The organism is Haliscomenobacter sp., from assembly GCF_041740695.1.
Taxonomy (GTDB): domain Bacteria; phylum Bacteroidota; class Bacteroidia; order Chitinophagales; family Saprospiraceae; genus Haliscomenobacter.
In genome coordinates, this window is sequence record NZ_JBGSLK010000102.1 from 25,298 (window position 1) to 51,529 (window position 26,232).

Consider the following 26,232-nt stretch of genomic DNA (forward strand, 5'->3'; position numbering starts at 1 on the left):
CTAGCGATTTGGATTGGCAAATAATTCTTTCTCCACGATCTCACACACAATATGCCCGATCAGCATGTGGCATTCCTGGATGCGGGGCGTGTCTTTGGATGGAATATTGATGAGGATGTCGCACAAATTGGCCATTTTTCCGCCCTCCATTCCGGTCATCCCGATGACTGTCATGGACTGTTCACGGGCAGCTTCAATGGCTTTAAGTACGTTGGGAGAGTTCCCAGAGGTGGACATGGCCACCAAAATATCTCCTTTACTGCCCATGGCCCGCAACATCCGAGCGTAAACCTCATCGTACCCGTAGTCATTGGCTACAGCAGTCAAATAAGAAGTATTGACGTGCAAGGCTTCGGCGAACAAGGGGGGGCGGTCGAAATAATACCGCCCAGAAAGCTCCGCGGCGAGGTGCTGAGCATCCGCAGCACTGCCGCCATTGCCACAAAACAGCACTTTATGACCGGTTTTAAAGGCTTCCAAAAAAGTGTTTGCCATATGATGGGCACGCTCCAGAAGGTCTTCTTGCTCGTGCAGCATGGTGACGGTGTACAGGTGGGAAGCAATGCGGGTCTGGATCAGAGGATGAATGTTCATTTATGCGTGCATTATTACTTTAGGGCGATAAAAAATAAGTGGTTCATTTTGTCAAAGGATTAGATAAGTAAACGGTTCATTTTAAGTGTCTTATCTAATCCTTTGACTCAGGAAAAATGAACACTTATTTTTGCCCCACTACTTTGGCGTAATTTTCCCAACTCAACTCTTTGGTCTTCTCCCGGATGTTTTCCCTTGGTATCGGTTCATCCAGGAAGCGCAGCATTTGAGCGGCCATCGAATCTACATCACCCGCTTCGGCCAAATAACCACTGAAGCCTTCCTGGATGGTTTCCGGAAAATGGCCAACCTTGGTGGCAACCAGTGGCAAGGCAAAGTTATAACTCAAAGATTCGATCCCGGAAGGAGTCGCGTATTCGTAAAACAACACTGCACAATCGGCTACCTGGAAGTATTTGTGGACGTCTTCGTTGGGGATAAAGGTATTGAACACCGCTACACGGTCGCGCAGGTTCAACTCGTCGATTAAGGCCAGTGGGTTATACTGCCGTTCATCGTCGCTTTGGCGGAGGACTATTTTTTTAGCCAAACCAAACAAGGCATTTTTGATTTTGGTGCTCCACTTGCTGTTATCCAAGGTTTGCCAAAAGGATTCTCCACAAATGAGCAGGGATACATCATCGCGCTGGGCGGCCACTTTTTGAAAAGCCGGAATCGCATGGTGCAAACCCTTGTATTTGCGAATAAAGCCAAAAAAGAGGAATACGTGCTTGCGCAAACCATGTTCTTTTTTGAACGCTTCCACATCAAAATCTGCTTTGGGTTGAAACAGGTCGTAGATGGGATGGTAGAGTTTGAGGACGGTTTGTACCGTTTTATCAGTACTGCGTTGGCCCTCGTAACTCAACTCAAATTGCCGATTGGGGTAGAGGGTTTTGAGTTCGTTAAAGGTTTTGAGCGCATGGACAATGTAGGTTTTGGCTTTGCCAATCCCCATTTTGGTAAAATATTTGTCGACGCTGCTGTTCTCCTTTTGGATGACAAAGTGCAGATCGAGGATCACTTCTATCTCGGTATGCTGCCGCAACCAACTCACAATGCGCCCAATGGGCAACCCTTGTATGGCAATGGCCCACTGAAATACGACTTTGTCGGGTTTTAAACTTAGGATGTAGCGATAGGTATCGTACCAGCTCAGTGGGTTGTTGTAGTTGGTGATGTATTTGACTTTGATTTTGCTGCCTTCCAGCAAATCCATTTGACTGGACTTGTCTACAAATTCGCGGGGGATGATGGCGGGGTATTGCTGGGTCCAGGACACGATGTGGACTTCTGTGCCTGGGATTTTATCCAGGGCACGGGCCAGGGAGGTGTTGTAATTGGAGATACCCCCTTTGAATTTTGGACCAGGGCCGAAACAGACTATTTTCATGCTTGTAAACTTATTGCAAAGCTGCCTACAATTTTTTGATTGCCTCATCATACACTCGCCGCAAACCTGCTTCCAAGCTGATTTTGGCTTCCCAGCCTAGGGTTTCTTTCACAAAGTCCATATTGCAATAACGGGAATGAACCCCGACTGGTTTATCCAATAGTGGTTTGATGGTCGGCTGATACCCCGCGAAACTGCAAAAAATCTCAATGATTTCCCGGAAACTACTCAAACGGCCCATGCCAATGTTGATCGCTGTGCCGTCGTGAATTTTACCCATGGCCACCTCTACACAATCCAACACATCGTCGATGTGTACAAAATCGCGGCCTTGATTGCCACTGCCCCACACTTCGAAAGGGTCTTCCTTACGCGCCGCACGAGCAGCAATGGCTGGAATGGGGTAAGTGAGGTCTTGGTCTTCACCGTAACCGCTGAAAGGACGGATGCAGGTCACTTTCACTCCATAATATTGGGCCGTGATTTGAGCCAGGTATTCACCCGTCAACTTGCTCCAGCCGTAGGTCATATCCGGTTTGCCCATGCGGTCGAAGTTGATGTCTTTTTCGCTTAAGGCAATGGCGTCACTTTCAGTTTGCAAGTCAACCGGGTAAGCGGCACTGGAGCTGGGGTACAAGACCCGCTCGGGTTTGTGGCGACAAATCCAGTAGAAGAACTCGGCATCGATGGACAAATCCAGGGCCACCATCATCGGATCCCCGTCTATTTTGGCGCGACCACCTACAATGGCGGCAAAATGGAAGACATCGCTGAGTTTTTCTACTTGCCAGCCGAAGGGCGCAAAATAACTGGGTGCATCGTGCAACCCACGCAGGACATTGCGAAAATCATCCTGGATGAACAGCAAACGCTCATCTGCTCCGAAAAAAGTAGCGTTGCCTATGCTACGTCCTTGTGGAGCAGCCAACCAGGTGGAGGGGTGGGTACCTACCGACAAGTCGTCGATAAAAATGACTTTATCCTGGGTTTTGTTGAAGAGTCTTTTGACCATGTTGCGGCCTACAAATCCACAGCCGCCACTTACCAAATGTACTTTTTGCATTATTCTTCGATTTCGAGCTCTCCGAGCACTTTTTCAACGATGTAGTTATTGCGATGGGGGGCACTGCGACTCACCAGTTCGGCCACGAAACCTGCCAAAAAAAGCTGGGTGCCAATGATCATACAAGTGAGAGCGAAGAAAAACCAGGGGTTTTCTGCGATGAGCGGCGAACGTTTGACGTTGTTGATGACGTCATACAATTTGGAAAAACCGATGAAAGCAACCGATACAAAGCCCGCCATAAAAACGACCAAGCCAGACGTACCAAAGAACTGCATCGGCTTTTTGCCATAACGGCCCACAAAGACCACAGAAAGTAAATCGAGAAAACCGGTAAACAAACGCGTCCAGCCAAATTTGGAATACCCGTACTTGCGGGCGCGGTGCTCCACTACCTTTTCTCCAATTTTTTTGAACCCTGCCCACTTGGCCAATAGTGGAATAAAGCGGTGCATGTCCCCGTATACTTCCACATTTTTGACCACTTCGTTTTTATAAGCCTTGAGCCCGCAGTTGAAGTCATGCAGGTTGATTTTGCTCACCTTGCGTACGACCCAGTTGTAAAACTTGGAGGGGATGGTTTTGGAAATGGGGTCGTGGCGCTTTTTTTTCCAACCGGAAATCAGGTCATAACCCTCATTGGTGATTAGGTGGTACAACTCGGGAATTTCATCGGGGCTATCTTGCAAATCGGCATCCATGGTGATGACTACGTCGCCATTGGCTGCCTGGAAACCGGAGTGCAACCCCGCAGATTTGCCGTAATTGCGCCGAAATTTGATGCCTTTGATGTTGGGGTTTTGGATACGCAGTTGCTCAATGACTTTCCAAGACGCATCGGTGCTGCCATCGTCGACCAGGATGACTTCGTAACTGTAGCCATTGGTATCCATCACCCGACGAATCCAGGCTTCCAGTTCCGGCAATGATTCTTCTTCGTTGAGCAAAGGGATAACTAGAGAAATGTTCATGACGATGCTTAAGTGTTATTTGCCTTGACTGAATCCCGATTTACCGTAAGTTGACCAGGCTACAGCCAGGGACATTACAAATCCACCGATCAAACCAAAAGTAAAGGCAAAAGCGGACTTTTGGAAAGTGGGGATAAAATCTTCGGCTTGGTACTGGTCTTTCATTTTCCAGGCATTTTCTTCACCCAGCAGGTTTTTGCTGCGTTCGAGTCCTTCACTGAAGACTTCAGCCTGCAAATTTATCATTCCAGGATCAATAAACTTCAAAAGTACGAAGTAAAATACGTGGGCAATTAGGTGGGTAACGACAAAAGTGCCAAAAGCAGTGCGCAAGGCGGGTTGCCAGGCATACAATTCTGTGTTTTGGCGTGCTTCGCCGCGACAAGCCAGATACATAGCTAGGGCATAAAAGGGCAAAACCCCCCACTGAACTCCGGGATGGAAATACAATTTTTTATCCACAAAATAAAATAGCAGGAGCCACAGCACAATGGCGACTCCTGCTAAACTACCCATTTTTATGATTCTAGAATTTTGCATTGGATCAGCTTTGATTTTGACCCTCAAACATAAGACCTAGAATCTGCTTTGAGTAGTGGGGCAAAAATAAGTGTTCATTTTTTTGAGCCAGAGGATTAGATAAGACACTTGAAATGAAACGTTTACTTATCTAACCCTCTGGCAAAATGAACACTTATTTTTTTTATCACCCCTGAAAATTTTTCCTTAAAACTTCTCAGCGTCTTTTTTCATCACCGCTGCTACGATCAATGAAAAAATGGTACCCATGAATGTTAAAGTAATGAAGGCCATCACGGCCATCATGGGAGGGGTAAACATCCAACTCACCATTTTCATACCTGCTTCAACTTGTTCTGGATCTTGGCCTTGCTCAGCCGCCTTGTCAATTGAAGCTTGTAAAATTTGGTCCATCATGTCTGGCGCGATGAGGGCCATGAATACATACAACCAAATGGCCTGGGTGATACAAATAACCAAGGTGGTTTTGAACCCAGTTCCAAATGCTTTGCCAAAAGAGATGAACCCTTTTTGGTTCTCATCACGGTGATGGCGTACGGCCATTACTATCCCCCCAATCATGACCGCGTAAGTAATCAAGGAATTGATCCAGGAAACCGCAGTGCTCATTTTACCTGGGTCGGTCATTCCAGAGACGTAACCAATCAAACCATAAACGATCAAAATGACAGTGGTAATCACCCCAAAACGCAGGGCAACCTGAGTATTGGATACATTTGGTGTCTCGTTAAAAGGATTATCAATGGTGCTCATAATAGATTGAAATTTTTGGTTATGAAATAAAAAATGTGCGAAATACGATGATGGTACTATCGCGCTTTCATTCTGATCACAACCAACTCAAAAAACACTGCCCATTGTTGACGACCCCAATTACCCGACCTTTTAAAGTGTGGCCGATGAGTGGACAATTCATAGACTTGGAGCGAATATCTTTCGCCTGAACGGTCCATTTTTCATGGGGATGAAACACGGTTAAGTTGGCTTTGGCACCCTCACGCACGATAACTTCCTCTAAATTGAAGATTCTGCGGGGATTGGTAGCTAGTTTTTCGACCAACTCAGTTTGTGAAAGGACACCTTCCAAATGTGTATTGATTAAGGCATAAGTGGTTTCGAGGCCAATGGCCCCAAAATCGGCATAGGGAAACTCCAGTTTTTTGGCTTCTTCTTCGAGGGGAACGTGGTTGGAACCGATCAGATCGATGGTTCCATCTTTGAGCCCTTGCTTGAGGGCTTCAATATCTTCGCTGCTGCGCAGCGGCGGAAGCACTTTAAATGCGCTGTCAAATTCAACCAAGGAACGGTCATCGAAGGCCAGATTTAGGGCGGCTACGGAGCAACTGACCTTTAGGCCCTTGGCCTTGGCTTGACGGACTAGGTCTACTGCAAATTGGGAGGACAGATTGGCGAGGTGCAGCCGGGAATCGGCGTATTGCGCCAGGTAGATGTCGCGCTGTACCATCAGGTCTTCGGCCAGATTAGGGATGCCTTTCATGCCCAGCGAAGTGCTCACTACCCCTTCGTGCATTTGCCCTTCAAAAGCCAGGGTACGATCCAGCGGCTGGTTGATGACGATGCCGTTAAAGGCTTTGACGTATTCCAGCGCCCGCAAAATCATGCCGTTGTCGGCAATGGCGTGATTGCCATCCGAAAAGGCAATAGCCCCTGCGTAGTGCATATCGATCATCTCGGTGATGTCTTTGCCCTGGCATTTGCTGGTAATGGCACCGATGGGAAGAATATCCACAAGTTTGCCCCGACTGAACTGTTTGAGGTAGGTAACTTCGGTTTTCCCATCTACGGCTGGAGAAGTATTGGGTTGCGCACCAATGGTGGTGAACCCTCCAGCAGCAGCGGCGGCGCTCACTGAACGCAGGTCTTCCCTGTGTTCGTAACCTGGGTCGCCAACTTGTACCCCGATGTCCACCCATCCGGGTGACACCTGAGCTCCTTCCATTTGAATGACCTGATCGGCATTGCGTTTGAGGTCGCTGCCAATGGAAGTGATTTTATCTCCCTCAATAAATAGATCAACTACCTTACCGTGATAAGGGGAGTTGCTGTCGATGACGGTGGCTTTGCGGATTAAAAAATTCATTAGGAAGGGAAATGAAATAAAGTAAATGGGTTGACTTGGCTATTTTTTGATTTGGCAAGGCACGAGGAAGGCGCATAGTAAACTACGCAACTGAGGAGTAACGCAGCGAAATCAATAAAGAGCCCGTCAAGCGTTTACTTTATTTTATTTCCCTTCCTTCCTCGTTTTATACTTTCCAAAATCTCAGCAAAAGTATCTCAATCGCCAAAAAAAGCAAAGTCAAAATGATGCACCAGCGCCATAAAACGGTGCCCTGGTTGTTTTCCTCGATTTGGGCGGTCAATACTGCGGTATCGAGTGCGGAAATCACATTGACATTTTCGCCAACTTTGGAGCTGAGTTCTTCGGGGCTAAAATATTGCAAGGCCGACTCGCGGCGGTTGTAATTGAATGCGTAACTGTGGTTGACCTGGCCAGGATTGAGAAAAAGGTCATAAAAGCCGGACTTTTTGATTTGATGGTTCATCGTCAAAAAGACCTTGGCACCTACCGCCCGTTGTTGGGGGATAAACTCGCCACCTTCCCCTTTCATTTTGTAGACTATTTCGGCACTATTGGCCTGGTGGTCGGCTTCGAGCAGTTCGTCGCGGCCAATGATGTAGGCAATCCGCGGGTCGGTACCGGCGGAAATGGCCATTTTGTACAACATCGGGATAAACACCTCGCCGCTGTTGACCAGGTTGTTGAACTCCTGAGCCAGAGGGGCTGCACATAGGTACAAGTTTCCTTTGCCTTGTTTGTATTTCGACAAATAAGGGCTGCCATCCCGGTAGGAGAGGAGCTGCTCTTCGGCACGGGAATTGAAACGACCAAAGGTAAAATTGCCCTGGGTTGCCGGTAGGCGTAGGTTCGCGCTGCGGTTGAGGAATACGTCTTTAAAAATGAATTCCCCTTGGTTGACTTCCCCTACACTTTTGTTGACTTGTTCAAAACTTTGGGGGGTATTGGCAGGGAAACTTTGCAAAAAGGCGGAGTAAGTACCTAGATTGGCATTGCGCCCGGGAAAAACCAGCACATTGCCCCCATTTTCGATGTACGTTTTCAACTCGGCACCCATCCCGGAAGAAATGTTGCTCAGGTCATTCAACACGATCAGTTGATAATCGACAAACTTGGAATAATCCAGGTTTTGATTGTTCATGTCGCTGAGTTTGAAGTAGGGCAATCCATTGATGGCTGCTTGCAGGTATCGATTGGGTGTCGCCTCGTTGATGGCCAATACCTTGATTTCACTCGCTACAAAAAAGCTGAAAAAATACTGGTCATCAAACTGAATTGGATAATCGGTGAGGGTCACCTCTGCCCGTTGCCAACCCGTACCGGAAATGGTAATGTTAACGGTGTCTACCCGATCGCCACCTGGGCCGATGCTGAGCGAACCCAGGGGTTTGATCTCATTGGCATATTTGAGCGAGACCCGGGCATTTTCTACCGGGGTGGTGCTGTGGTTGTGGATTTTGACAAACAATGGGGTGGTTTGATTGGCCATGCGCACCGGAGCTTCAAACCAGACACTGTCGATGCTCAGGTTTTTTTCCTGAACCGATTGTAATGGAATCAAAGTAAGCGGTAAAAGGGTGTCCTGATAGGTGGTTAAATCCATCACACTGCGCTGAAAATCAGAAATGAGGTAAGAAACCTCATTGTCACTTTGAGCCATTGACAAGGCTTGTTTTTGTCTGGCCAATACCCTGGACATCACCTGTACCTCCGGGCCTAGGGCAATTTCATCAATCATCGCCAGGGCATCTTCCTTGTTTACAAGGCGCTGTTGCCGACCACTGAACTCATTGCTCAAGATTTGAAAACGATCCTCTGGTCCATGCGCAGTGACGATCTCTCTGGCGCGTTGTTTTGCTTTTTCCAACAAGGGCACATCCTGGCTGGAGGCACTCATACTAAAAGAATTATCGATGTAGACACTGACCGCTTTGATGCCTTTTTTTACCGCCGTTTTTTGAGGAATAAAGGGTTGGGCAAAAGCAAACACCAAAAACAACAAGGCCAACAAACGAGCCGCCAAGACCAGAAAGTTGCGCAGTTTGGACCGCATGCTGGTTTCATCCTTTACTTCTTTCAAAAAGCGCACATTGGTGAAGTACACTTTTTTGAAACGCCGAAAATAAAACAGGTGCAGAATGACCGGGATGGCGAGGGTGGCAAGTGCCCATAAAAATGTCGGGTATAAAAACTGCATGGTCAGGATCGATTTACCAATTAACGTTGGTGTTGGATGGAAGGTTGTGTGGGGACTGTAGAGACGCACGGCCGTGCGTCTCTACTTTTGGGGATGTGCGTCTCTACTCTTGGTGTCTCACGTAATGGAGACGCACATCCGTGCGTCTCTACCGCTTCCGTTTCTTCGGGTCTCTTCTATCACTCGCCGTTGTTCGGGGCGCAGCTGGTGCACTTGGCTTCGGTTGCTGCGGTTTGGGTTGCGGCTTGGGTTCTTCAGCGGGTGGGTTTTTCAGGAATTTCCACAAACCAGTTCCCACAATCCCCAAAACTCCTACGATGAGCGTAAGCGAGGAAGCGGTAGAAATGGCCTTACCCTTGGCAAATGAAGCCGGTTCAAAACGGAACTCCACTTCGTGTTTACCCGCCGGGATGCGCATACCCCGCAGCAAGTAATTGACCCGGATGTGTTCAGCGGGTTTGCCATCGATGTAGGCATTCCAGCCCTTGTTGGGGCCGTACCAGATCTCGGAAAACACTGCGAACTGCTCGCTAGGACTATCACTCTGGTATTTGAGTTTTTCAGGATGGTAACTCGTCAACTTAATGCTACCTTCTGCCTTGGGATCAAAATTCTTGATGTAGGCATTGAATTCCTGGTGTACAATCGCTTGAGAATCCGGTGAAAAGGCACTCAATGCGGCCAACTCAATGTTGTCGGATTCGGCAATCAGAAGCGTGTCCACAAACCAGGCATTACCCAATGCTCCGGGGTTGATCTGCGACATGGGTTGTTGCTGCCCCTCTGGAGTGAAGATGTAATATTTGGTATTGAGCATGTCCAATACCTTCTTATCCCCCTGTGCCAGGAAGCGTTCGATCACATCGTTGTAGCGTTGCATCTTGGCGGGGTTGTAGCCACCGATGGTTTTGTGGAAATAAGAGGTCATCGCCCATTGGAATGCATCGGGTTTGACTTCATGTACGCGGTAGTACAGGTCTTTCTCCTTGTTGATGATTTCCAAGTCGACTGGGCGAGCCTGGAAGTTGTTTTGGTAATCCGTTTTGGTCACAAAACTTTTTGGACTCACATAACGACGGCCAACCCCCCAAACGTCAAAAATGGTCAATAAACCGATCCCCGCGATGGCAATGGTACTGCTGATTTTTTTGGTCACCAAAGCCCAAATCAGTCCAGCACAAAGTGCGATCAGGAAGAAACTGCGCCAGGCATCGCCACTGAATAAGGCTTTGCGGTCGGCTACTATGTCTGCTGCTACCAAACCACTGCTGGCCAACTGGGCATCATTGGCACCACTAAAACTAAAAAAACTACCCCCCAGCAGGGCAAAAAACAAGGACAAACCTCCCGTTAAACCTGCGGAAATCCACAATTTGGTTAGCAATTTTTTCGGATCTTCATCGGTTTTGAAAACCTGTCCTAAGGCTAAAAAGCCCAGCATAGGCACCAAAAAGGCGGTCACACTCAAAACGGAACTCGGCGCCCGAAATGAATTGAACAAGGGCAAGTTGTCAAATAAAAATTTATTGAGCCCGCCGTCATTTTTACCCAAGGAAAGAATCATGGTAAAAATGACCCCAAAGCCCAGCCACCATTTTACCGGCCCTTTGACGGTGAACAAACCAAAAACAAACAGGAACAAAGCAACTGCGCCCAAATAACCAGGGCCACTGGTAAAGGGTAAACCGCCCCAGTACATCGGCAATTCTATATCGGTTGGACCTTGGTAACCCCGGGCCACTAAGGAAGTCATCGTTTTGGAATCAGCTCCAATGGGCTCGGCATTACTGCCCCCCGCAGCCCTGGGGATGAGGGTGGATAGCAAGTCAATACCAGTATTGCTCCATTGAGTAGCGTATTCAAATCCCAGCCCTTCTTTTGGTGCTGGATTTTTGGCTTCAGCCGTACCTGGGGCCGGAATCTGAATTTTTTTGCCCCGCATGGTGGACTCCTTGTATTCCAGGGTAGTCAGGAGGTTGGAAGCCCCTGTACCTACACCGATCAAACCCGATACAATGATGAAGATAGCGGCCTTGGCAAAGTGGACGATTTCACCCTTACGAATGGAATCTACCAATTGTGCTATCCCAAAGGCCAGCATGGTCAGAATCAGGTAATAGGTCATCTGCACGTGGTTGACCCAGAGCTGTAAGGCCGAGCCGATGCCAAAGAGCAAAGCTCCGGCCAGGTATTTTTTATCCCTAAAAGCCAGCAACAAACCTGCGGCCAGCAGCGGCATGTAGGCAATGGCACCCAATTTGGAGGTGTGTCCGGCTTCAAAAAGCACCAGATTGTTGGTCGCCAAACCAAAGGAAATGGCCCCAATGACTCCCACCCAACGGTTGACCCCCAAAACCACCATCAAGATGTAAAAGGCCAACATGGCCGAGATGAAACGACCAATTGGTCGGGGAATGTACAGTTGCATGAGGTTGTCGAAAAGCCCGGTTTGGTTGCCGGCACGCACACTGGCGATTTGGTAAGTGGGCATCCCGCCAAACATGTTGTTGGTCCACAGCGGCATCCGACCTTCTTTGGCATTGTAGTCGTTCATTTCCTTCATCATGGCCGTAACCTGCACGATGTCACTTTGACTCATGACTTTGCCGGAGAGCTGCGGCGCGAAATAAAAGGCCGATACACCTACTAAAATGGCGACGGCGATCAGGTGAGGAATGAGTTGTTTAATCAGGTGGTTCATGAAAGTGTTAATTTAAAACCGCTAATAACTTGGCCTAAAAATCCACATCAACGTCGTATGGATAGGTGATCAAATACTTGATTGCTTTGTCGATGTTGTACCCTTCAAAAACGATGTTGTACAACATGTGGGTAATAGGCAGGCGCAATTTATAATAATTTGCCAAATGCCAGGTAATTTTGAGGGTACGAACCCCTTCGGCCAATTCGGGCATGGTGGCCTGAATATCCTGTATTTTTTCACCCTGACCCAGGCGAAAACCAAAGGTATAGTTCCGACTGCTTTTGCTGGTGGCCGTAGCCACAAGATCGCCAATACCCGCCGTACCGAAAAACGCGGAGTTGGTCGTGCCCATGGCCTGGCCAAAACGCACCATTTCCATCAGGCCCCGGGTGATGAGCATGGCTTGTATGTTTTTGCCCAAACCTCGCCCGCGCAAGATACCTGAGCCAATGGCGATCACGTTTTTCAAAGCTCCTGCCAGTTCCGCACCAAGGATGTCATTGTTGCCAAAAACGTGGAAAGCATCGGAAGAAAGCACTTTTTTACCCAGCTCAATGACCTCTTCATACACACTTCCGATTACAGTTGCGGTGGGCTGACCCTCCAGAATTTCGGTGGCGAGGTTGGGCCCTGAAAGACAACCTACTCGGCGCACCACCGTTTCCTGAGTAATCACCTGACTCATGGTGCTCACGTGCTGCGGTTCCAGGAGCCCTTCGTCCATTTGCTCCGAGGTAATGCCTTGCATATCAAAACCTTTGGTTCCGTGGATGAGGATATGGTAGGGGCGCAAATGTGGCCCGAGGCGTTGCATGGTGCTGCGAAACCCATCAGAAGGTACGACAGGGAAAATCAGGGTACATTTTTCGGCCAGCTCTTGCACATTATTGATGGCGCTGATGCGTGGCGATAGCTTGAGGCCAAAATTCGAACGCTCATGGTTGATGCGTTCGACTGTTTCAGGATTTCGACTGAACAACAATACATCTACTCGACGCGATAATAGGTTGGCAATGGCCGTTCCAAAGGTACCCGCTCCAATTACCCCAACTGTCTGCTGAAAATCTGGCATTCGCTCTTTTTCAATTTGGCGTAAAAGTAAGTGTATTGGTGGTATTGATGCAAAAAAGAGTGGGGGAGTTTGGGGAGAGGGGGAAAAAAGTTTATGATAGCGTAAAAAAAACAAAATTCAATCCCAAACGTTGCAGACTAAGAGAAAACAAGGGTAAATGAATTGGAGATTAAGCATAAATAAATTTGAAATGCCCAAAATGGGCCCCTGGACACAACGCTTGATGTTGAGTAGTGTGCTGGTAGTAGGCCTATTTGGCATATCTACCCGCAAAACCAATGGACCCGCTGCTCCCAGTCAACCTGCGGATGGCCCTGGCGGTGCCAACTACCTGCACGCCGAGGTCACCATGCGCGATTCGGCCAGCGAAACGGATGGTTATTGGTTGTTTGAGCCAGCTAGTCCCAAGCCCGATTCCGCCCATGTCATCGTGTTCATGCACGGCTACGGTGCTCTGAACCCAATGGCTTACGGTGGCTGGATCAAACACCTGGTGCGCAAGGGCAACATCGTCATTTATCCTCGTTTCCAGCGTGACATGTGGTTAACTCCTACAGAACAATTCCCGGCCAATGCTGCCAAAGGAATCCGCGATGCGCTGAAAGCGCTCAAAACTGGCGATCACGTCCGTCCCATCGATGGGCCCCTGATTATGATAGGGCACTCGTATGGCGCCGCTACTGCCGCCTATCTGGCCGTGAAATACAAACAATACGGTATTCCCCAACCCAAAGGGCTCTTGCTTTGTGCGCCCGGTACCGGCCCAATGAATGGTGCCAAATTAGACGATTACCGCAACATGCCAGCAGATACCAAACTGCTCATTGTCAACAGCAATGATGATCAGGTGGTGAAGGAAAGTTTTCAACGCACCATTTTTAATACGGCTGTCAACACGCCTAACCGCAACTTTTTAAAACTATACGCTGATGAATACGGGACTCCAGGAGTGAAGGCGCACCACAATGCCTGCTATAGCCTGGATGTATCGTTCGACAATGGAATCCGCAATCCTACCATTTACCGCAGCTACCTCGTTGGGCAAACCAATGCAGTGGATTATTACGGCTATTGGAAATGGGGCGATGCCTTGATCGATTGTGTACGGGCGGGGGAGAATTGTGAATTTGTGTTCGGGAATACGGTTCAGCAAAAATCCTTGGGTGCCTGGGCGGATGGGAAGAAGATTAAGGAGTTGGAGGTGTGGTTGCCCTAGGGTGGCCCTTAAGTGCCTCAGGTTTCTAAGGTGGTGAAAATATCTTTTTCGCGCTTGCGCGCAAGCGTTTTTATTTGAACCACCTTGGAAACCTTAGACACTAAAGAAACACTTCAGAAGCTTTGCACCTAAAATCTAATGGAAATATAATGAAAAATCTATTCCTCCTTTTTTGGTCAGTTGCCAAGACTCTGGCCTTTGTTTCACTCACCATTCCCGCTTTCTCCCAGAATTTAGCCGCCATTGAAAAAGACCTGGTCGAAACTTATGCCCGTATTTCTTCCTTTTACCGAGTAGATTCCGATTCTTTGCCCTACTATTCAGAGCAATTCGATCAAAAAATAGCGGCTTATCTTAAAAAGTATCCGACCACCTTCAAACATCCTTTTACTCAGCTTAAAAAGGAATGCTTCATCACTACGTCCGCAGATGGTTTGCTCCGCGTGTACAGTTGGGATACCTGGTTGGGCGGAACCGCGCACGATTTCAGTAGCATTGCTCAATTTCAGTCTGGAGGAAGTACCTTTTTGGGTAAAATTGGCGGCATGGGCTTTTTTTCGGAAGTATTTACAGTCAAAACACGACAAAAGACATACTACCTTGCCGTTAGCCATGGCATTTTTTCCACGGCTGATTCCGGGCAATCCCTCCAAGCATACACCATTGAGCAAGATGAGCTTCGATCGGTGGAGTTGTTTAAAACCAAAGGAAAAATGAGCACAAGCATTTCCTTTGAATTTGATTTTTTCAGCGTAGTGGGTCGCCCTGAACGGCCACTGAAGTTGATTAAATACGATGAAAAAAAGAAGACAATTTCCGTGCCGGTGATTGCAGAGAATGGGGCAGTGACGGAAGTATTTACAGCGTATCGGTTTAATGGTAAGTATTTTGAGGAGGTGGAGAAGAAATAGAAACTAGTATGGTACGTCAAATAATCTTGACCTTATTATTCTTAAGCGCTCAGGTATGCTTTGCCAACATGGCCTCGCCGATTACTAAAGGCACCAGTAGCGGCAGTGCTTTTTCGAGCCGGGACATTGATATTTTGTCTGAAAACATCCACATTAAGGTGAACCCTGATTTCAAAACAGCCAGTTTTAAAGTTGACTACCGGATTCAATGCAAAGCAGATGGGCGGCAAATTCCGCTCCTTTTTTTGGCGCAGCAATACAGTGGGGCTTTTAAAGTACGAGTAGATGGGCATGAGGTAAATGTGCAGGATGTGCCTGCGCAATATGATTTTAGTGAAGGATCGCCATTTTTTCAGTTTAGTAGGTCTTTTCCTGACCGCATTTCCCAAGGTGAAGCCGCAACAACCACTATTCATTGGAGTAAACAGGATAGATCACTCTATCAACTCCGCGATTTAAAATATTTTGAAACATCGCTTGAGGAAGGTGTTCACCAAATTCAGGTTGAATACATTGCCAGCACCTGGGTCGACCGCTCCGATTGGGTAAAAGTATATAGCTTGCCTTATGCGCTTATGCCTGCGAAATATTGGAATTCATTTGGGACATTAACCATAACGCTAGATGCTTCTGATTTTTCAAAATCATTGCAGAGCAATCTTGGCAAGCCCCAGCGTGGAAAGATGGATGCCATCGCGTATTGGTCATTTGACGAAATACCCCTAGATTTTTTGCAGGTTTCATATACTCCAGAAATCAGTGCTTTGGCCAAAACATTGATTCAGTTTGGTCCAGAATGTTTGGGTCTGTTTTTGGGTTTGTTGTTAATGATTCTGCACTTCTTTTGGTTGATCCGCTATAAAAAAGCGAACCCAGAAAAGAGTATGAATAAGCCTCTACTGCTGGGAAGTATTATGGTGCCTTTCCTTGGAATCCTAAGCTACCTATATTCGTTTGAATTAATTGATCAACTAATTGGCCAGGAAGCTAGTCGTTTTCATGGGTATACGTTTTTAGTGTGGTTGATTTATCCTGTGTTGGTGTTAGGGTATTGGTTGATCGGTAAGGCTTTTTTATTGCTTTTTGCGAATAAGAACAATGCAAATATTTAGTTGGACGAGAGGGATGGTGGTATCGGTTGTCGCTTCTGGTTAACAATGCGCATTATCTACAAAGGTATCTTAGGGTACTTACAAAACTTGAAGCAAACCCAAAAAATGAGACAATGGAACCAAACAGGTAACAATTCAGTTGGAGGAAGTCTATATGCACCACAAATGCATCAAAGTAAAAATGACACCAGCACTAAAAACCGCCATTGACAGCCTTTTTATCACTTTGAGACCACTGATCCTAGATTTGCAAAAAAAATTTCTGACACCCTGTACATGTTGGATTGGGTACCGTTTCCGGAGTCAAACCAACGATAATCACTTCATCAAGATATAATAAACTTGAAACAAACTCAAAAAATCAGCTAGCCATGACCCGTAAAATCAACTCTTACAACTCATTAATGCTCCTCGTCAATCAAGACGAAAGTGATCATCCACTCAAAGACATTGCGCTTCTTTTTGGAAGTGCCCTGATAGACTGGCCGACCGACAATGGCCAAGATATTGTTAAATGCATCCAGGAATTTAAGGACTACTTTGGTGACCCATTCACCTTTGTGAATGGAAGGATCATCAATATCATACATTTTTCCACTTATTGGTCCTGGCGAAACGAAGCCGGAGCGGCTATAACCGAGATGATTGAACTTTCGATCAAACATTACGATACTGCGGATTTTGACGCCATCGTTGACCGGATACTCAGCTATTATGAGCAAAAATTCTTGCTGACCAGCAAACAAGAACCAATCAGGAGTACCGGTTATGCTCGTTTCAAACTCTGTTCAAGCATCCTAAGGGAAGCGGATTTTATGCATTGGCTTGGACTGGAACCCGACGAATTCGGCGGTACCGATAATACCGACAAATTCGACGGCACAAAAACTACCATTTGGAGAATCCGCACCCCGATGACTCAAAATTCCGTTTCAGCCAACCAGGTTCGAAGCATCGTGAACCGCCTAATCCCCATTAAAGACCGCTTGATTGCCATAAAACAAGCCGATCCCGATTTGTTCTGTGAGCTGGACGCGATACTTTGGAGCAATCCCCTGGATTTGCAAGTCCATTTGGACAATGAAACACTATTGTTCCTTGGTGAAATCGGGGTACATTTTCGCAGTATAATGTTCACTATTTAAGATTTTGTCTAAACCTAAAATTAACACGCGTTAAATTTTGAATTTTGCGAATTGTATGCTACATTCATCGGTAAACACCGTACAATTATTTTTTATTTTGGCTAAAACACCCAATAAAAAAATAAAATGAATCAAACCCTAAACCCCAAGTCCTCTTCAAACAAAGAAACTACAGGCAGTGCAGCCCTCTCTCAGGAACGTGCCACCCAATCCAACAGCATCCAAATTCCTCAAATCGAATTGCCCAAAGGTGGTGGTGCCATCAAAGGCATCGATGAAAAATTTGAAGTCAATGCCGCCAACGGAACCTGCTCTTTTTCGATACCCTTGCCCTTGTCACCCAATCGCAATGGGTTCACCCCGCAGTTGGGCCTATCTTACAAATCCGGCGTTGGGAACAGTCTTTTCGGCATTGGCTGGGATGTAGGTATCCCCGCTATCCAACGCCAGACCGATAAGAAACTGCCCCGCTACCGCGACTCCAACGCGATAGAAGGCATTGCCAAAGAAGACAGCTTTATGTTTTCGGGTGTGGAAGAACTGGTGCCCTATCTGGATTGGAAACAAGACCACTGGGAAACCCGCCAAATCCAATCCGCTGCCTTTACCATTCGCCAATACCGCCCCCGCATCGAAGGTGGATTTTCGCGCATCGAACGCATCCACCACCCCGAACACGGTTATTATTGGCGGGTTACGTCCAATGGGAACGTCACCACTTTTTACGGCTTCAGTGAAGCCTGCCGCATTGCCGACACTAAAGACAAAACAAAAATATTTCAGTGGTTGCCCGAGTTTTCCTTTGACGACAAAGGTTCCTGGGTACAGTATGACTACAAAGCCGAGGATTTAGCCGGCGTCAGCAACGAAGTGCATGAAAAAAACCGCTTCAATGGCAACGCCTCCTTCAGCAACAAACACCTCAAACGTATCCGCTACGGCAATCAAGCCGCTTATTACATTGATGAAACCAGGCCTTATCAAGTACAAACGCCAGTAAATCCGGCCTGTTTTTTTGAATTGGTTTTTGACTACGGCGAACACCATGCGCAGGATCCAAAACCCAATGACACCGGTACCTGGCGCTCCCGCAAAGACCCCTTCTCCCAGTACCGGGCGGGTTTTGAAATGCGCAGCTATCGCCTTTGTCAGCGGGTGTTGATGTTCCACACTTTTCCCAATTTGAATGGCGGTATGCCCACTTTGGTGCGTTCCCTGGATTTTGATTACCAGCTTTCCAATGCACAAATTGAACAAAACGAGCGCCCCTGCGAGGTAACTTACCTGACGGGTTTGCTGCAAAAAGGTTATGTACGCCAAAACAACGGCTATAGCTCCAAAGCCTTGCCCCGCCTGAGTTTCGACTACCAATGTTTGCAGTGGAATACCCAGGTCAGGGAAGTATCTCGCGAAAATTTGGTGCACGCCCCCGTCGGGCTTTCCGGCAATTACCAGAGGACCGACTTGTACAACGAAGGCATCAATGGCATTTTAACGGAACAGGCCAATGCTTGGTTTTACAAATCCAATTTGGGAAGCGACGAAAATGGTGAACTCCATTTCTCCCCAGCTCGGGCTGTTTTTCCCAAACCCTCTTTCCTTGGTTTATCCACTGGGCTCTTACAATTGCAGGACTTGGAGGCCAATGGCGAAAGGCAAGTGGTGGTCAACGCCCCCGGGCTACAAGGGTATTTCGAGTTGTCGGACGAGGGGGAATGGCAGCCCTTCAAATCCTTTTTAAAAACCCTTAACCTGGATTTCAATGATCCCAATGTGCGTATGTTTGACGTAAACGGGGATGGCAAACCAGAGATCGTTTTATCCGACCACGGCGCCTTTTGGTACTGGGAGAATGCGGGGAAAATTGGTTACGATGCACCCGAATTGGTTACCAAAGCCTACGATGAAGAACGAGGCCCAACCATGGTTTTTTCCGACCTGGAACAACGCATCTTTCTGGCCGACATGTCGGGCGATGGCCTGACCGATATCGTGCGCATCCGCAATGGCGAGGTTTGTTATTGGCCCAATCTGGGCTATGGCCGTTTTGGCGCAAAAGTAACCATGAGCAATGCTCCCGTTTTTGACCAGCCCGAATTGTACAATCCTGGCTACATCCAACTGGCCGATGTCAGTGGTACCGGAGCGACCGACCTCATTTATTTGGGCAAAAACAAATTCAAAGCCTACCTCAATTGTAGCGGCAACGCCTGGAGTCCGGCTACGGAAATCAACCCATTTTTCCCCAGCGAACAACCCAACCAAGTCAGCATAACCGACTTGCTCGGCAATGGCACTGCCTGCATCGTTTGGTCTTCGGCCATGCCCGCGTACAGCGCTGCACCCATGCGCTACATCGATTTGATGGGGGGCAAAAAGCCGCACATAATGTGCTGCCACGAAAACGGGCTGGGCAAAAAAACCGAAGTGGAATACCAAAGCTCCACCTTTTATTACCTGCAGGACAAACGCATAGCAGCGTTAGACTTGGAAGGCAATTGCCAGCAATGAAAATTGTAATTCCATGGAGTATAACATATAATTTAACTCTTGATTATCGAAGTCCAATGAAAGGGGTCATTGTATATAAATGGGGAATACAACGGCGAAGTTTCCCTGTTCCTGTTCCGGTCCCTGTTCCGGTACCGGTACCAGTTCCTGCGCCTGTGCCGAGAGTAGCACCTGTTCCTCGACAATATCATGTCATTCCACCTCGAACATCCGCAGAAAGTGGAGAAAAATTTGGAGTGGAAACGGTAGTAGTAGCGGCAGCAGTAGTAGCCAAACCTGTGGCTAAATCTGCAGCCAAATGGCTGATAACTAGAGGAGCATTTCATGTGGCAACGAAAAGCACCCCGATTGGATGGGCAGTTTCAGGTGGGTTGCTACTGTACGATATATTCGATTAACTTGTTGTTGCAGACTTATGACTGCTACAACGACAATCATTGTATTCGAATAGAATTTCTAAATCATAAAAATCATCATCATGACCGAATACGAAAAGCACAAATCAGACCTCGCCTTCGAGCATGACCTCATCAACCGCCGCCTCACCTGGCTTTTGACCCCGCTGGTTCAAGTCTCTGACTTGACCACATTATTTCCGCGTCTCTGACGCACGAGCAACGCGAAAACCTTAAAAAAGCATGCACAAAAGAAGTATTGAAAATGAGTTCGAGTCGGGTAATTGATAGCACAGCGTTTGGTGGTTATTTTTATAAAAAACTAAATTTCAGTGCAATGCAGTATTTTTTGATAAAATTAAAAACCCATGACCCCGGTGAGGCTGGGTCGATGGGTTCGGTTTTTTCGCGCAACGGGAGCCCCGCTAGGGGCGTGAGCAAATAAGCACCCCGATATTTTCCCGAGTCCCGTAGGGACGTGATGTGGGTATTGAACCCCTCCAGATACCCACATCACGTCCCTACGGGACTCGGGAACCTTCGGGAATCACCATTTGCTACCCATATTGCGCCCCCAAGGGGGCTTGCAGCACGCGTAAAAATTCAGCCAATCGCCCATTGAGGAAATTCGAAAACTCAAGCAGAAACCTACACCAAACACACCTTTCAACCCTTTTTTCGATCAAAAAACAAACAACCCAATGCAGCACCATTCCGCCAACTCATCTTACAATCTCCGTTCCGAAGCAAGGCCGGAACTCATTCTTTTTGCTTGTTTTTTGAGCCTATTCCCGGCCGCTGGATTGGCAGTGCAGTTCATTGACATTCCCAAAGATGAGGCACCAGGGATAAAACTGATCGGACTGGTATTTGTAGCGGTATCTATCCTCTTTTTCCTGGTCATTTGGCGCGGCTATCACCGCATCCGCATCCGCAATGGGAATGTGTCCATACGTGGATTTTCCCGGAGTTATATCTTTTCCATCGACCAGATCCGGGCTTATACCACCACCCTTTCTTACGACGACAAGAACAATCAATTTGAATACCTTTATCTCGGTTTAAAAGACGGCCAAGTCATCGTCCTTTATTTACCCCATTACCACAATTGGGCCATCATCAAGGGAACCTTTACCCGTGGCGTACACCGCGATGAGGCATTGCTAGAACTGGGGGACAAACACTTCAAATGGTTGGAAATTGTCAGCACGGGTGTGGTGACCCTGGTGGCTATAGGGATTTGGTTTTTGACTGCGCAGTCCCCGGATTACCAGGAAGACCCCTTCAAGTTCAATGTGATGTTTGGGTGCAGCGCAATGGTATTGATCGCCTTCGCAGCCTGGAAATACTGGGAATATACCCAAATGCCACCGAAATAAGCACTTTCTACCAACACCAATAAACCTGAATCAGTGGAAAAACAGCCACCTCTTGTGTTCAAAATTAGCAAACTCACCTACCAAACCATTGGAGCAGTACTCCTGCTGGTAATTTGCGGCTGGGCGGGGTATAACCTGTACCTGAATCGCTCTTTCCAACGCATAAAAAAGGAGCGCGGTAGTCCACCAATAGCCATAAAGCTACTGGCAAAAGGCCGACCCATTGCTGGCATGGGCTCAAACCTTACCCAATTGACCCTTAATAATGATTTTGATAGCCCCAGGTGGTATTTGTTCCCACTAATACTAGGGGACAGCCTGCCGAGCACCGGTATGTTTTATACCATAAATGGCGAACGCAATGTTGATCTTCGCAAATACCCATTTGAAAAATCGAGGCTCCGGGTAGTGGATTTTAGTTTTTATGGACAAGATTCACCTAATAATTCCTTCCTGGGTTTTTGCCTACCACCCCAATCAACGCTCATCATCGCGAATTACCCTCTTATGATGCATGAGAAAGCAATTGGTCAACATGTTGAAGCATGGGAGGTGGAGTTTTTATTCACGAATAGCTATATATCCTTCGCTGAATGGCTATCCACTGAGCTCCTGAGCAGCGGCAATGTGCGTTTGCTACAAAAAGCACTGGCCATAGGCACCAACAACAAAAGTTACATTTTGAAAAGCCAGAGCCCTGCAAAGAAGTATTTGAAAAAAACCTCCCGCCAGCAGGATTTGTTGCCAAAAAGTAATGTGATCTATCTTCGTGCGCACGGTATTCGCAAACTTTCAGTAAAGATAGAACTCAAATAACCACAAATAAAGGTTAGGATAGATTGCAAGTGATTGAAAATGATTTTGCAATTATCCTGACCTTTCCCCCCTCCGAAACTCCTTCGGCGATTTCCCCATTATTCCCTTAAACACCCACTAAAAATACACCGGATCCTTATAATTCAGCGAATACGCAATCTCCGAAATCCTGTACTCCGTTATCTTCACTATCTTCGCCCAAGCTAATTTGTTTGTTAACACCTTCCACATGCATCACCACACCCGAATCGGCATCATTGGCGCCGGGCCAGCTGGCCTTACCCTTGCCCTCTTGCTGCAACGCAGCGGCATCCCTTCTGTCATTTTGGAAAACCGGAGTCGTGAATATGTGGAAAGTCGTGTGCGAGCTGGTTTGTTGGAACAAAATACGGTAGACCTCCTGCGTGAATTGGGTGCTGCCAATCGACTGGATGTGGAAGGTTTGGAACACCACGGCGTCATTCTGTCTTTTAACGGTCAACGCATCCGGGTGCCTTTTGATGAATTGACCGGAGGCCGGGGGATTACCATTTATGGCCAGCAAGAAGTGCTCAAAGACTTGATCGCCACGGCACTTGACCGAGGCATCGAAATTTTTTTTGAAGCCGACGCGACGTTGATTGAAGGTATTGAAAGTGATCAACCCCTGATTCATTTTGCCCAAAACGGATCTGAATATACCTTGTCTTGCGATTTTGTAGCGGGCTGTGATGGTTTCCACGGCCTCTCCCGCAAAACCATGCCCGCTGGTTCCTACCGCGAATTTCGTCATGAATATCCTTTCAGTTGGTTGGGCATCCTGGCCAATGTAGCCCCCTCATCGGACGAGTTGATTTATGCCTATCACGAGCGAGGCTTTGCCCTACACAGCTTGCGATCCAATGCTGTAAGCCGCTTGTACATTCAGGTTGACAATGATGACAAAATTGAAGCATGGTCGGATGAGCGCATTTGGGAAGAACTGTCGATTCGCTTAAGTACCGAGGGTTGGACGCTGGAACGCGGCCCGATTTTTGAAAAATCCATCACCCCCATGCGCAGCTTTATGATCGACAATATGCAACACGGTCGGCTCTTTCTGGCGGGTGACGCTGCGCACATCGTGCCTCCCACTGGCGGGAAAGGTTTGAACCTAGCCGTGGCGGATATTCGTTGGTTGGCGCAGGCTTTAGTCCACTTTTATACAACCCAACAAACCGACCTGCTGGAACAATATTCAACCAATTGTCTGCGCCGCATTTGGCGCGCCCAGGATTTTTCCAACTTTATGACACGGCTGTTCCACAAAGAAGTTGAACATGGTTCTTTTGAAAACCTGCTACAAAAGGCTAAATTTGACTACATCGGCATCTCGAAGGCGCAAGCCACCACGATTGCCGAAAATTATGTAGGCATAGCGCATGTTTAATTTTTTTTGTTTTGCTTCAAATGGCCCAATTTTGCCTGCATTTCGTTCCGAAAATGCTCATTTAGCGCTGCTAAACTCCGCTTTTCGTGCCTCATGCAGGCAAAATTGGACTCATTTTCGCTTAAAACAAAAAAATTAAACATGCGCTTAAAAGACATCTAACTTATGCAGTTGATCACCCTGAATAACATCCCCATTCACTACGCGTACCAGGATCAGCAGCAGGCTCGCACCTTTGTGTTTGTCAACTCCCTGGGCACTGATTTCCGCATTTGGGACAGAGTGGTGGAAGAACTCAAAACTTACGGCAACATCCTGCGTTTTGACAAACCGGGGCACGGGCTTTCCGGCCTGCCGGATCGCGATTTCCAAATCAAAGATTACGCCGAGCTTACCCTGGCGCTAATGGATGCCTTACAAATCCAACGAGCCATCTACATCGGCTTATCCATTGGCGGTGTCATCGGCCAGTACCTGGGCGTCCACCACCCTGAACGTTTTGAAAAACTGATCCTGAGCAATACCGCGCCCAAAATAGGCACCCAGGAAACCTGGAATACCCGCATCGAAAAAGTGCAACAAGAAGGCATTGTCAGCATTGCTGACATGGTGATGAAAGTCTGGTTTTCGGAAGCCTTTCACCAGGAACGACCAGCGGAATTGTACGGCTGCCGCAGCATGCTGTCCCATTCCCCCCTGGAAGGATATCTGATGGCCTGTAAAGCGATCCGCGACAATGACCTGACTCAGGATATCCCCAATATTGAACTTCCTTGTCTCTGCATAGGTGGCGGCGCAGATGGTTCAACCCCACCAGCCTTGGTAGAGAGTATGGCTCAGGCCATTCCTGGAGCCGAATTTGTACTCATCCCTGAAGCTGGACATATCCCCTGTGTAGAATCCCCGCAACGCATGGCTACCATAATCCTGGATTTTGTGGTCTACAGCGAAGCCAAATCTTTGTATGAAAAAGGTATGCTGACCCGTCGTGCTGTCCTTGGAGATGCCCACGTGGATCGGGCCGAAGCCAATAAAACGGCCTTTGACCGCGACTTTCAGGAATACATCACCAACAACGCCTGGGGTGCCATCTGGTCGCGTCCGGGATTGAGCAAACGGGAGCGCAGCATGCTCACCATCGCCGTGCTGGCAACCCTGGGGCAAGAAGAAGAACTGGCTATGCATTTTCGGGCAACTGCTAATACTGGAGCTACTTTGGAAGACATCAAAGAAACGTTGTTGCATATCGCTGTGTATGCTGGCGTGCCAGTCAGCAATACCGCCATCCGAATCGCCAAAGGTGTTTTTGGAGACCAAATCACCCAAAAATCATAACCTTATATGGAAAACAAACGAGATTGGAGCGTACATCCGCCGTATTTATCTCCGGGTTACAAATCGACGGTGCTGCGGGCACCGATCAAACCCTTGATTCCGATCAAACACACCCTTTCAGAACGGAGTGGCCCTGTATTTGGCATTGACAGCATCGGGGTCCTGGACAACGACCTCACCAAAAACGGAATCAAAAACGCTGAACCACTCGGCGAACGCATCGTGGTAGCCGGACGGGTCATCGATGAACGGGGGCAACCCGTGCGCAACACCCTCGTTGAGGTCTGGCAGGCCAATGCCGCCGGGCGTTACATCCACAAGGTAGACCAACACGCGGCCCCCATTGACCCCAATTTTCTGGGCGGCGGCCGTTGTTTGACCGATGACGAAGGCTACTACAAGTTTTACACCATCAAACCCGGCGCTTACCCCTGGGGCAATCACCCCAATGCCTGGCGACCCAATCACATCCACTTTTCACTTTTTGGGCGCAACATCACGAATCGCCTGGTTACCCAAATGTATTTCCCTGGTGATCCACTTTTGCAATACGATCCGATTTACCTCGGGGTGCCGGAGAAGAGTCGGGAGCTGATGATTTCCAAGTTTACCCTGGATTTGACCGAGCCCGATTTTGCCCTTGGTTACCAATTCGACATCGTGCTGCGCGGGCACAATGAAACACCCTTTGAAAACAAATAAAAATGGCTTTACCAACGTCTCTTCAAAATACCGGGAAAGAGGGCAACCATAAAGGGGTGCCCCTACAAACACCTTCTCAAACCGTAGGGCCTTTTTTTGCTTATGGCCTGACTGCAGTGCAGTACGGATATGATTTTGACCAGATTGCCAATGATGTGCTGGTCGCTGATGATGTACCAGGCGACCGAATTCACCTTCTAGGACGAGTATTTGATGGAAAAAATGAGGTCATCCCTGATGCTATGATCGAAGTATGGCAACCCGATATCAAAGCCTTTGGCCGAATTGGAACCGGAACTGATCCCAAAAATCGCTTCCACTTTGAAACGGTAAAACCTCAGAGTGTGGAGGGCCAGGCACCACATTTGGCAGTGATCGTCCTCATGCGTGGCTTATTGGTGCATGCCTATACCCGCATTTATTTCTCTGACGAAGCGGCAGCAAATGCTGAGGATGTTGTGTTGAATAGCGTGCCTGCGGAACGCCGAGATACACTCATTGCGCAAAAGCAAATCGTCAACGGGCGCACTGAATACCATTTTGATGTACACATGCAAGGCGAATTGGAAACCGTATTTTTTGATGTATAGAAAATGGTTGAGGGAGGTTGAGAAGGTTGATGAAGGTTGAGGCTGCCGCAGCGATTTTGACGATGTCAATGTCTAAG

The 26,232-nt window shown here is 47.7% G+C and carries 23 protein-coding genes; 13 read left to right on the forward strand and 10 right to left on the reverse strand.

The genetic code is table 11. The annotated features are described in order from the left end of the window. The 10 genes from ACEW9O_RS20340 to ACEW9O_RS20385 all read right to left on the reverse strand — a co-directional run bounded on the left by ACEW9O_RS20340 (position 1) and on the right by ACEW9O_RS20385 (position 12,635). Positions 1 to 594, reverse strand: coding sequence for an SIS domain-containing protein (locus ACEW9O_RS20340; protein WP_373552036.1), 594 nt, complete (start codon positions 592 to 594; stop codon positions 1 to 3). 124 nt (positions 595 to 718) lie between these two features. Continuing rightward, positions 719 to 1,987, reverse strand: coding sequence for a glycosyltransferase (locus tag ACEW9O_RS20345; RefSeq protein WP_373552037.1), 1,269 nt, complete (start codon positions 1,985 to 1,987; stop codon positions 719 to 721). A gap of 25 nt (positions 1,988 to 2,012) precedes the next feature. Then, a complete protein-coding gene (locus tag ACEW9O_RS20350) occupies positions 2,013 to 3,050 on the reverse strand; it encodes an NAD-dependent epimerase/dehydratase family protein (RefSeq protein WP_373552038.1) in 1,038 nt (345 codons plus the stop codon). Beyond that, positions 3,050 to 4,021 (reverse strand): glycosyltransferase family 2 protein, encoded by a 972-nt coding sequence (locus tag ACEW9O_RS20355; RefSeq protein ID WP_373552039.1) that lies wholly within the window; start codon positions 4,019 to 4,021, stop codon positions 3,050 to 3,052. The genes ACEW9O_RS20350 and ACEW9O_RS20355 overlap by 1 nt, the downstream gene beginning before the upstream one ends. A gap of 15 nt (positions 4,022 to 4,036) precedes the next feature. Next, on the reverse strand, positions 4,037 to 4,561 hold the full coding sequence (locus ACEW9O_RS20360) for a DUF4199 domain-containing protein (protein WP_373552040.1): 525 nt from the start codon (positions 4,559 to 4,561) through the stop codon (positions 4,037 to 4,039). 186 nt (positions 4,562 to 4,747) lie between these two features. Continuing rightward, the gene (locus ACEW9O_RS20365) at positions 4,748 to 5,314 is read right to left on the reverse strand and encodes a DUF4199 domain-containing protein (RefSeq protein ID WP_373552041.1); all 567 of its coding nucleotides are present in this window, start codon (positions 5,312 to 5,314) and stop codon (positions 4,748 to 4,750) included. A 76-nt stretch (positions 5,315 to 5,390) separates the two neighbouring features. Further along, positions 5,391 to 6,662: a dihydroorotase family protein gene (locus ACEW9O_RS20370; RefSeq protein WP_373552042.1), complete on the reverse strand. Its 1,272-nt coding sequence runs from the start codon at positions 6,660 to 6,662 to the stop codon at positions 5,391 to 5,393. A gap of 166 nt (positions 6,663 to 6,828) precedes the next feature. Next, a complete protein-coding gene (locus ACEW9O_RS20375) occupies positions 6,829 to 8,859 on the reverse strand; it encodes a BatA domain-containing protein (protein WP_373552043.1) in 2,031 nt (676 codons plus the stop codon). A 148-nt stretch (positions 8,860 to 9,007) separates the two neighbouring features. Continuing rightward, on the reverse strand, positions 9,008 to 11,560 hold the full coding sequence (locus ACEW9O_RS20380; RefSeq protein ID WP_373552044.1) for a YfhO family protein: 2,553 nt from the start codon (positions 11,558 to 11,560) through the stop codon (positions 9,008 to 9,010). Between the two features lie 34 nt (positions 11,561 to 11,594). After that, positions 11,595 to 12,635, reverse strand: coding sequence for an NAD(P)H-dependent glycerol-3-phosphate dehydrogenase (locus ACEW9O_RS20385; RefSeq protein WP_373552045.1), 1,041 nt, complete (start codon positions 12,633 to 12,635; stop codon positions 11,595 to 11,597). 157 nt (positions 12,636 to 12,792) lie between these two features. Here ACEW9O_RS20385 and ACEW9O_RS20390 point away from each other — a divergent pair, with 157 nt between their 5' ends. The 13 genes from ACEW9O_RS20390 to ACEW9O_RS20450 all read left to right on the forward strand — a co-directional run bounded on the left by ACEW9O_RS20390 (position 12,793) and on the right by ACEW9O_RS20450 (position 26,155). Then, positions 12,793 to 13,851, forward strand: a complete 1,059-nt coding sequence (locus ACEW9O_RS20390) for a hypothetical protein (RefSeq protein ID WP_373552046.1) — start codon at positions 12,793 to 12,795, stop codon at positions 13,849 to 13,851. 149 nt (positions 13,852 to 14,000) lie between these two features. Then, positions 14,001 to 14,762 carry a hypothetical protein gene (locus ACEW9O_RS20395; RefSeq protein ID WP_373552047.1) on the forward strand — a complete coding sequence of 254 codons (762 nt, stop codon included), beginning with the start codon at positions 14,001 to 14,003 and terminating at the stop codon, positions 14,760 to 14,762. Positions 14,763 to 14,920: 158 nt separating this feature from the next. Further along, complete coding sequence (locus ACEW9O_RS20400; protein WP_373552048.1) at positions 14,921 to 15,874, forward strand: hypothetical protein; 954 nt, start codon at positions 14,921 to 14,923, stop codon at positions 15,872 to 15,874. A gap of 371 nt (positions 15,875 to 16,245) precedes the next feature. After that, positions 16,246 to 17,019 carry a DUF4279 domain-containing protein gene (locus ACEW9O_RS20405; protein ID WP_373552049.1) on the forward strand — a complete coding sequence of 258 codons (774 nt, stop codon included), beginning with the start codon at positions 16,246 to 16,248 and terminating at the stop codon, positions 17,017 to 17,019. Between the two features lie 126 nt (positions 17,020 to 17,145). After that, complete coding sequence (locus ACEW9O_RS20410) at positions 17,146 to 19,530, forward strand: SpvB/TcaC N-terminal domain-containing protein (RefSeq protein ID WP_373552050.1); 2,385 nt, start codon at positions 17,146 to 17,148, stop codon at positions 19,528 to 19,530. Then, positions 19,527 to 19,928: a hypothetical protein gene (locus ACEW9O_RS20415; protein WP_373552051.1), complete on the forward strand. Its 402-nt coding sequence runs from the start codon at positions 19,527 to 19,529 to the stop codon at positions 19,926 to 19,928. Before ACEW9O_RS20410 ends, ACEW9O_RS20415 begins: the two co-directional genes overlap by 4 nt. A gap of 80 nt (positions 19,929 to 20,008) precedes the next feature. After that, entirely contained in the window at positions 20,009 to 20,137 is a 129-nt protein-coding gene (locus ACEW9O_RS20420) for a hypothetical protein (RefSeq protein ID WP_373552052.1), read from the forward strand. A 489-nt stretch (positions 20,138 to 20,626) separates the two neighbouring features. Beyond that, positions 20,627 to 21,304, forward strand: coding sequence for a hypothetical protein (locus ACEW9O_RS20425; protein WP_373552053.1), 678 nt, complete (start codon positions 20,627 to 20,629; stop codon positions 21,302 to 21,304). Between the two features lie 252 nt (positions 21,305 to 21,556). Beyond that, positions 21,557 to 22,120 (forward strand): hypothetical protein, encoded by a 564-nt coding sequence (locus ACEW9O_RS20430; RefSeq protein WP_373552054.1) that lies wholly within the window; start codon positions 21,557 to 21,559, stop codon positions 22,118 to 22,120. 229 nt (positions 22,121 to 22,349) lie between these two features. Next, entirely contained in the window at positions 22,350 to 23,528 is a 1,179-nt protein-coding gene (locus tag ACEW9O_RS20435; RefSeq protein WP_373552055.1) for a 4-hydroxybenzoate 3-monooxygenase, read from the forward strand. Positions 23,529 to 23,693: 165 nt separating this feature from the next. Then, the gene (gene pcaD / locus ACEW9O_RS20440) at positions 23,694 to 24,863 is read left to right on the forward strand and encodes a 3-oxoadipate enol-lactonase (protein ID WP_373552056.1); all 1,170 of its coding nucleotides are present in this window, start codon (positions 23,694 to 23,696) and stop codon (positions 24,861 to 24,863) included. A gap of 6 nt (positions 24,864 to 24,869) precedes the next feature. Beyond that, positions 24,870 to 25,565, forward strand: coding sequence for a protocatechuate 3,4-dioxygenase subunit beta (pcaH, locus tag ACEW9O_RS20445; RefSeq protein ID WP_373552057.1), 696 nt, complete (start codon positions 24,870 to 24,872; stop codon positions 25,563 to 25,565). A gap of 2 nt (positions 25,566 to 25,567) precedes the next feature. Continuing rightward, positions 25,568 to 26,155, forward strand: a complete 588-nt coding sequence (locus tag ACEW9O_RS20450; protein ID WP_373552058.1) for a protocatechuate 3,4-dioxygenase subunit alpha — start codon at positions 25,568 to 25,570, stop codon at positions 26,153 to 26,155. Positions 26,156 to 26,232 lie beyond the last annotated feature (77 nt).